Source organism: Corynebacterium sp. (assembly GCF_030530965.1).
In the GTDB taxonomy this organism is placed as follows: Bacteria; Actinomycetota; Actinomycetes; order Mycobacteriales; family Mycobacteriaceae; genus Corynebacterium.
Genome location: NZ_JAUMTY010000069.1, coordinates 1 through 8,250, shown reverse-complemented (window position 1 = coordinate 8,250; position 8,250 = coordinate 1). Strand labels below are relative to the sequence as shown.

The window sequence follows — 8,250 nt, the reverse complement described above, 5'->3', positions numbered from 1 at the left end:
CGTCGTGGCCTTTGTATGCGGCATTGGTGCTTCTGGCTAATGTGGTCGGCGCGCTGGCGGTGGGCGCTTTCCTCCGGTTCTTGTTGCCGCTGGAAGAGCGCGACGATCTCACGGATTTTTCCAGTTCAGTGGGCGTGCTTTACGCGGTCTACTTCGTCGCTGCCGTCGTGGCGGGCATCGGCTGTACTGTTTTCCTCTTTCAGTCGGTACTCAGGTGGCAGCGCCACCCTGACCGCTTCGACCCGATCATGATCCGCCATTTGGTGCTGCGCATCCCCGCTTTCCAGGCATTCCTGGGCGCGGCTCTGTGGCTCATTGGTGTGGTGATCTTCACGGCGGTGGCCGCTACTCGTTCTGCGAGCCTCGCTGTGTCGGTGTGCGTGACGGCTCTTCTGGGCGGTGCGCTGGTCACGATGCTCACGTATTTCATTGCGGAGCGTCGCGTTCGCCCGATCGCGATCGCCGCCCTGACGGTGAACGCGGATCGTACTTTCCTGGAGCCGTCGATTAGTGGGCGTATCCGCCAAGTATGGGTAACGACGACGGCCATCCCCGTGGTGGGAATCGTGCTCTTGGCAGTGGGCGCTCGCCAGGGGTTTTTCTCCAGCGACGCGGCGAGTCTGATGCCCGCGGTGGTGGCGCTGGCGGTGACGTCGTTGGTGACGGGCTGGGCCGGTGCTGCGCTGCTCTCGATGAGTATCGCGGACCCCATCGACGAGCTTCAGGACGCTATCCTCCGCGTGCGTCGCGGCGAGACGGATACCGACGTCCCGATTTACGACGGCTCGGAGATCGGTGTTCTGCAGGCCGGCTTCAACGAAATGATGCGCGGTTTGCGTGACCGACAGCGCGTGCGCGATGTGTTCGGCCAGTACGTGGGCATCGAGGTCGCGCGCCAGGCGATGGAGGAAAATCCGGTGTTGGGCGGCGAGGATCGCCTGGTTGCGGTGCTGTTCGTCGACGTGATTGGTTCCACGACATTCGCAGTGAACCACCCTCCGGAGGAGGTTGTGGAGACGCTCAACCAGTACTTTGATCGCGTCGTGGAGATCGTGCACAAGCACCGCGGGATTATCAACAAGTTCGAGGGCGACGCGGCGCTGGCGGTTTTCGGGGCTCCGCTGCCACTTGACGACATCGCTGGCCACGCGTTGGCGGCGGCGCGCGAGCTCCGGGCGGAGCTGCGCGGTTTGCGTCTGCAGTCGGGTATTGGCGTGGCCGCCGGGCACGTTGTGGCTGGTCACATCGGTGCCCATGACCGCTTTGAGTACACGGTGATCGGCGACGCTGTGAACCAGGCGGCTCGGCTGACGGATTTGGCTAAAGACACTCCCGGTCGTGTTTTGACCTCTGCTGCGACGCTGCGGCGCGCGAATGAGGCGGAGCAGGCGCGGTGGACCGTGCTGAAGTCAGTGGAGCTGCGCGGGCGCAAGGAGATGACTCAGTTGGCACGGCCTATTCGCCCGACGCTGGCTGACCGTTCGGAGAGGTAACGCTAGAACCGTAACGCCCTACTCCACGGTGGAGCACCCAGGAAGCTTCTTCCGGATCACTTTGCCCATGGGGTTTCGCGGGAATTCATCAACGAAGAAGACGTCGCGCGGGCGGTGTCCTTCGGAGAGCTCATTCACAACGTGCTCGCGGACTTCATCCGGAGTAATCGGATCCGTGCCCTCTTCCCTAATGATGTAGGCACGAATGGCCTGACCATACTGGTCATCCTCAACACCGTGAACATAGGAGTCATGAATCCTCGAGTGCGAAACCAGGGCGTTTTCAATCTCGATCGGGAAGATCTTTTCGGCGAACTGGGTAATGATGAGGTCATCCCCACGGCCGAGCACATGGAGCATGTTGCCGTCGGTGATGTAGCCGCGGTCGTGCATACAGATCGCACCGTTGATCGTGGGAATGTCGATGTCCTGGTCGGTGTATCCGGCAAAGAGGTCGTACGCAGCAACCCAAATGATGCCGATTTCACCCTCGGGGACCAGGTTGCCGTCCTCATCACGGATGTCGACGATTTCACCGGGGTAGATGCGGCCACTGAGTGCGGTATCTGCGGCGAGCTCTTCGGGTCGCGCAACGGCGATCGGGCCAGATTCCGAACTTCCGTAGAGGTTACAGAGGACGGGTTTCGCTTCTGGGCCGCCGAACTTCTCGTTGGTCTTTTCGATCTCATGAGCAGCCAAGGGGCTACCAGCCGAAACGATAAACCGAAGCCCATCAACGTGGTCGATTCCTTCGTTATCCATATAGGAGACGATGGAACGCAGGCGCGAGGCAGCCGAGCACATCGCCGTGGCGTTGTAGTGCTGGATGTCGCGCAGTGTTTCTTCCGGAGCGAAGCCCCGCCGAGCAATGATGGTGGATTGCGTAAACAAGGATAAGACGAGGTTGGCCCACCCGTAGTCGTGGAAAAGAACACTGGTGAGGATAACAGTGAGACCGCGCTTCCACGGAATCCCCGATACTAATGGTGCCGCACCCTGGGGTGACTTAAACGCCCCGCGAATAACGCCCTTGGGCATTCCGGTGGTTCCCGACGTCATCACAACGTGGAAGCCACGTTTCGGCCGGGTGGGTAGCGAATCGGTTACTCGAGCCTGGCTAATGATGCCATCCATAGTCTCGTAACGCTCGGCATTATCGGGATTATCGACGTGGCCAAGAATGATGTCGTATTTTTCCGCGGCATCATCGGCGAGCATGGGGAGGAATTCATCGTCAAGGATGAAGACATCAATGTGGTTGAATGCCAGCACGTGCTCGAGCTGCTTTGCCGACGTGTTCGCATTAACCATAAAAATGTTGAAGCCCAGCATGTGGCGGCATGTGAGAGGAAGTATGGCTGCTCTGCCGTTGCGGGCTAGGACGGCGACGTTGGTGCCGGCTTTCACTCCCCGGGCCTGGAGCGCCAGCGCCAGGCGGGTAGTGCGCTCCCAGAACTCGGCGTAGGTGAGTTCGCCGTCATCATCAACGAGCCCAAGTCGGTCCGGGTTCATCCGCGCGGCCATGGATAGCATCGTTGTTTCTAGCGCTCCCCAGCGGTAGAAACTCTTCGCTGCGGCGACGATATCGCCAGGGCCCATGGGCTCAAGAACCTCAAGGTCCTTGAGGATACGCAAAAAGTAGCCAAACTGCTGAAGTTTGATTTTCGCAGGTGCTCCATGGTTAATCCGAGGAGTAAGCGTGAAATTTGGCATATACTGATCCCCAAAACGGTTTTTCAACATAAACAAGGTCGATCGGGATATTATATAGTTCAACAGGTACTGAGTACACTTTTCTACGGCGTTAATTAAACAGTCATCCAAGTACCCTCACCGTAGAATATCCACTACAACATATCGTGAGAGAGGCCACCATCGATAAACAAAATCACCTCTAATTTTAAAAATACTCTTCATCGATCAAACTCCTGCACGGAAGGAAATCATGTCGATAAAACGAATCCTTATCGCGGGTGGGGGTACACTCGGAACCCAGTCTGCCCTACAGTTCGCACTAAACGGAAAAAAAGTTACTGTCTACACCCACAGCGCAGAAGCAATTGACCGAACAAAAACACGCCTCGGCCGGTTCGCTGAGGTATATAAGACACAAACTGATTATGAGACACCAGATGTTGATAAAGCACTCGGCAATATCGAATGCGTAGACGATATCGAAACTGCAGTCTCGAATACAGATCTAATATTCGAATGTCTACCCGAGGATCAGGAAATAAAGCATGGGTTCTTTACGGGAATACAGAAAGGCCTAAATCCAGCCACAATCGTGGCAACAAATTCATCTACTTTCCTCCCTAGTTATTTCACGGATTGCTTCAATGATCCGTCTATCTTCGTAGCAGTTCATCTGGCAAATGAGATATGGACCCGTAATGTGGCAGAGATAATGCCTCATGCCGATACATCTGCCAACGCACTTGCAGAGATGGAAACTTTCGCTAAAGAAGTAGGCTTAAAACCCGTTCGGTTGAACCGTGAACACCCTGGTTATCTCTTAAACTCCGTCCTAATTCCTTTCATCCGCTCAGGCCTGACCTTAGCCGCAGAGGGAGTTGCCGAACCAGAGTCAGTTGACACGGTATGGGAGACCGTTATGGGCTCCGAAGGGCCGTTTCATACTATCGATATAATTGGACTTAGAACCGTTTACGCTGTGTTATCGGCAGAAGCGAAACATGACGTTCCTGGTTCAAAGGAACTAGCGGGCTTCATTTTTAAAAATTATCTCGAGAAAGGTCGTCTCGGGGTCGAGAACGGAAAAGGCTTTTACGACTACAGCTAACCAGCTAACCCGCTATCCTATAGCGGAACTTAGTCGCTCGGTCTTCTTCGCTATCAGATTTTAGCAAGACCCCAGTATATTTCGCGATCAGAAAGACGTTAAGCCCCCCACGGTTTTGGTATCCGTGGGGGCAAGTTTTAGCTTTAGCCTCTAGGTTCTTAGACTAGTCAGTGTACAGTTCACCATAGTGAGGAAGTTCACGCTTAATCACTTTCCCGGTTGGAGAATACGTGAATTCATTAACAAAGACGACATCCCGAGGAACATGAGCTTTCGTTAAATCTTTCTCAACCCAGTTGCGTATCTGCTCAGCAGTGATGTCAGAGTCAGCGTTCTCATCTCTAATTATGAATGCACGTAAAGCTTGTCCAGTTTTCTTATCTTCCCCCGCGTGGACATGAACATCCGCCACACCGTTCATTTTGATGAGAGATTCCTCAATCTCAATCGGATATATCTTTTCTCCATACTGAGTAATCACGAGGTCATCAGCACGTCCGTAGACATAGAGTCGGCCGTCTTTCACCATCCCTCGGTCGTTCATCGGCCAGTAACCATTTAGCTCCGGGATCTCAATAGACGGATCGGTGTATCCAGCAAAGAGATCAAAACAGGATATCGCAACAAGCCCTTCCCGTCCTTCAGGAAGCTCATTACCATCCTCGTCGAAGATTTTGACAACACAGCCGGGGTAAATCTTACCCGTCAATTCTGGATCTTTAACCAGATCAGCAGCAGGTGCGACAGCAACAGCCGAGGTCTCGCTGCTACCGTACATCGAATACAAGACTGGTCCGAATTTTTCGGCTGATTTCTTAATTTCGTAGGGGATGAGCGGACTACCTGAATTGGTAATAATTTTAAGGCCTTCATAGCGGTTTATTCCGTTATCATCCATGTAAGCAATGACTTCGCGGATGCGGGTAGCCGCGGACACCCACATTGTAACCCGATACTTTTGGAGGTCATTTATAACTTGTTCTCCGGAAAAGTGGCGACGGGCTACGACTGTAGATTGAGTAAAGAAGGCGAAACCCATGTACGCCCAGCCATAAGCATGAAAAAGGACAGCAGTTAGGAGTACTGTCATCCCACGTTCAAGCGGCATAGCGTCAGCAACCGATGCGAATCCTTGAGGGGAATTGAGCGGCCGACGAACAACGCCCTTCGGTGTGCCGGTCGTACCAGATGTCATCACAACGTGCATTCCCTTATGTGGTTTGTCGGGAAGCCTATCATCAACAGGCGCAGAATCGATTATTCCTTGCAAGGTTGGAAATTCTTTTTCCCCTTCAGATTCGAGATGCGCGAGAATAATCTGCCGCTTCCTTGCTTCTTCGGTGACGACATCTAGGAATTCTTCATCGACTATCAAAAGGTCAATATCGTGGAACTCCAAATACTCTTCGATTTGTCGGGCTGAGGCATTGGCGTTAATCATGAAGATGTTATAACCAGCCATCTGGCGAGCACTTAAAGGAAGAATAGCCCCTCTCCCATTTAAAGCTAATACCGCGACATTCGCATTGTCGCCTATCCCGCGTGCACGGAGCGCCTTGGCAAGGCGTTGAGTCTGGTCATATAGCTCCTTGTAGGTTAATTGGCCGTCGTCATCGATCAAGGCCAACCGGTCTGGGACTTGTCTCGCTCCACGAGCAATGATGAAACCTTCAAGGCCACCCCAACGCTTCAGATTTTTTAAATCGGCTTTGATATCTCCAAAACCTTGAGTTACGGCGAACTTCTTTTCCCTCGACCTCTTTAGCAACAACATGAGCTGCTTAAAGATCTCCTGGCGGGAAAGTACGCGGTCGACTCGAGTTTCAAACGTGTATTTGGGCATAGAAGGTCCCCTCATGCTTCGAGAAGATTAGATTTGATCAAAAAACTAATTTTTTGGCACAAAATTGGCGCCACCGCCCGATAGGATGTGGCGCCAATTAGGAATAGACGCACTTAACGTCGTCATACATTGTTACCGTTGCGACATAGCTTCCAGGATCGCGGGAGCAGTCGCATTGTAGGTGTCTAGAACCCACGTAACGAAGTTGTCAAAGTTAGCGGAGGCAGAGTTGAAAAAATCATTCACTGGCTGGAGCGTAGCTTCGTACCCCGCGGGCAGGTGAGTAAAAAACAGCACTATTTCCTCTTTCTATTTCCTGAACTCATTAGCGGCGAAGCCACCAATTGCATTGACACCCTGGTCCGTTAAATGCAATGACAGGTTGAAATCACCAGTCGTGTTATCAAGCAAAACTCCACCAACCCAGCGGTCCTGAGGCGATGCACATTCCCCATGCCCCTTCGAGAAGGTACGCGTGTCAATGTAGCCGACACCATGACGTTGGGCAGCTTCTTGCATCCACTTATTGGAGTTAATCTCTCCCTGAGTGTCCCAGTAGACCGGGAAGGCGAAGCTGATGTCCCACTTGTTATCTTGACCTCGCCCATCACCAAGGTGATAGAGGCACTGCCAACCGCCAGGACGATCTTCAGTTATTTCGTGATATCCGACGAACTTGATATTCGCATTCGGCGCATGCTCTTTAACCTTCGCTACGATCGGGTCGATAGCACGCTCAAAATCAGTTTTCTGCGTGGTTGTTCCAAGACGTTCAGCAATTGCCTGGTCTGGGAGATTCTCGCCACTCAGTTTCTGATAATTGTTGTAGACATCGTTGTATCCGCCCTGGATGGCTACGTACTTTGTACCTGGATTGAGAGCACCATCAGCAATGGCGTGATCAACTTGATCCATCAACTGATTTCCGGGCCGAGGGGTATAGACAGTAGCCGCGGCACACGAGTAATCGTTAAGAGGTACTCCGAGTTGGGCAGCCATCTCTTTCGGCAGGCTCGGTGTTCCCTGCGCACATCCCCGTGGATTGATATTCGGATCTGTACTTACCAACCGCTGCAAGAACTGGTTGTCTGGGTTTGATGAGGCCGCGGAATTTAAGGCCGCGTCCCCTACCTTGGGGTTCGCAAAGATGGAGTCACCAATCGTAACCATGTTTCCAGGCTGAACGTTTTCAGGAGCTTTGCCCGGAATTGCCTGGTCGACGTTCAAAGCTGCTTGAAGATCAACCGTCGGCAACTCGCGGCCATCGCTGCTAAAAGGACCTGCTGAAACTAAGCTACCTGCGCCGACCAAAACTGCACACCCCACAGCCGGGGCAGCAATTTTAGCGAAAATACGAGCCTTTTTGCTCATCTATACCGTCCTCGTTACTAACTTCCTAGGCGGGTTCCTGCCGGTGACCAAACCTGACGGTCGCCTGTGAATTCGCTTCGTTTTGAATGATTGTTACACAGCAACAAGAACAAAGCCAACGCTAGCGCGCGATAACACTGAGGCTTCCTACGCGAGTCCCGCATAAACATTGCCCCCTCACTGTAGGATGGACACCAGCAAATTCGCGGGGGACTGCAGACAAACTGCACACCCACCCCAGGTCTACAAGCTTCTACCAACAAAGAAAATAGTGATTTTTATCACACGTGTTAGCCTCGTTCAAAAAGGGGTAAATTCACGCCCGTAGAAGATAAAGCTAGTTATAAACTTATTATTTTCTCTCCAGGCCCGTGCTATCTGGTCAACACACTCCCCACAGAGTTACCGAAAACTTGAGAGCCATACACCCCCGGAGAAGGGTATTGCGCGAGAGAGGCTTTAGAGGTCACTCTTCTGCACTTGTCGCCTAGGATGTAACAGTTTTCGCTTTACTACCTATTAACTTTCTGGTTGGATTTCGAATACGCAGGGCTTTCCCAAAACTGAGCGATTACATCTTGGCAAAGACTCCACCGGAAGGATATAGATGAGCATCTATCAGTCCACGTACCCCACCGATCAGTTTGGCAATCGTTTCGTCCAAAATGACATGGGCAAATACATCGAAACGCGGCCTGAAGTGTCTAGCGACATCAAAGACCGCAAGGCCTACTTCGTCG

5 protein-coding genes are annotated in these 8,250 nt (G+C 52.7%); 2 read left to right on the top strand and 3 right to left on the bottom strand.

Going from position 1 to position 8,250, the window contains the following annotated elements; all coding sequences use genetic code 11:
• A partial coding sequence (locus tag Q3981_RS09740) for an adenylate/guanylate cyclase domain-containing protein (RefSeq protein ID WP_303125753.1) occupies positions 1–1,493 on the top strand: 1,493 nt, incomplete at its 5' end.
• A gap of 18 nt (positions 1,494–1,511) precedes the next feature.
• Here the strand turns inward: Q3981_RS09740 and Q3981_RS09735 are convergent.
• Positions 1,512–3,206 (bottom strand): AMP-binding protein, encoded by a 1,695-nt coding sequence (locus Q3981_RS09735; protein ID WP_303125751.1) that lies wholly within the window; start codon positions 3,204–3,206, stop codon positions 1,512–1,514.
• Between the two features lie 232 nt (positions 3,207–3,438).
• On the opposite strand from Q3981_RS09735, the gene Q3981_RS09730 reads away from it, so the two are divergent.
• A complete protein-coding gene (locus Q3981_RS09730) occupies positions 3,439–4,296 on the top strand; it encodes a 3-hydroxyacyl-CoA dehydrogenase NAD-binding domain-containing protein (RefSeq protein WP_303125749.1) in 858 nt (285 codons plus the stop codon).
• A 163-nt stretch (positions 4,297–4,459) separates the two neighbouring features.
• Here Q3981_RS09730 and Q3981_RS09725 read toward each other — a convergent pair whose 3' ends face one another.
• Complete coding sequence (locus Q3981_RS09725) at positions 4,460–6,139, bottom strand: AMP-binding protein (RefSeq protein WP_303125746.1); 1,680 nt, start codon at positions 6,137–6,139, stop codon at positions 4,460–4,462.
• A gap of 309 nt (positions 6,140–6,448) precedes the next feature.
• Positions 6,449–7,510: a GDSL-type esterase/lipase family protein gene (locus tag Q3981_RS09720; RefSeq protein ID WP_303125743.1), complete on the bottom strand. Its 1,062-nt coding sequence runs from the start codon at positions 7,508–7,510 to the stop codon at positions 6,449–6,451.
• Positions 7,511–8,250 lie beyond the last annotated feature (740 nt).

Coding starts and splice junctions, on each gene's coding strand:
- Q3981_RS09735 (WP_303125751.1), bottom strand. CDS start 3,206: ATGCCAAATTTCACGCTTACTCCTCGGATTAACCATGGAGCACCTGCG.
- Q3981_RS09720 (WP_303125743.1), bottom strand. CDS start 7,510: ATGAGCAAAAAGGCTCGTATTTTCGCTAAAATTGCTGCCCCGGCTGTG.
- Q3981_RS09725 (WP_303125746.1), bottom strand. CDS start 6,139: ATGCCCAAATACACGTTTGAAACTCGAGTCGACCGCGTACTTTCCCGC.
- Q3981_RS09730 (WP_303125749.1), top strand. CDS start 3,439: ATGTCGATAAAACGAATCCTTATCGCGGGTGGGGGTACACTCGGAACC.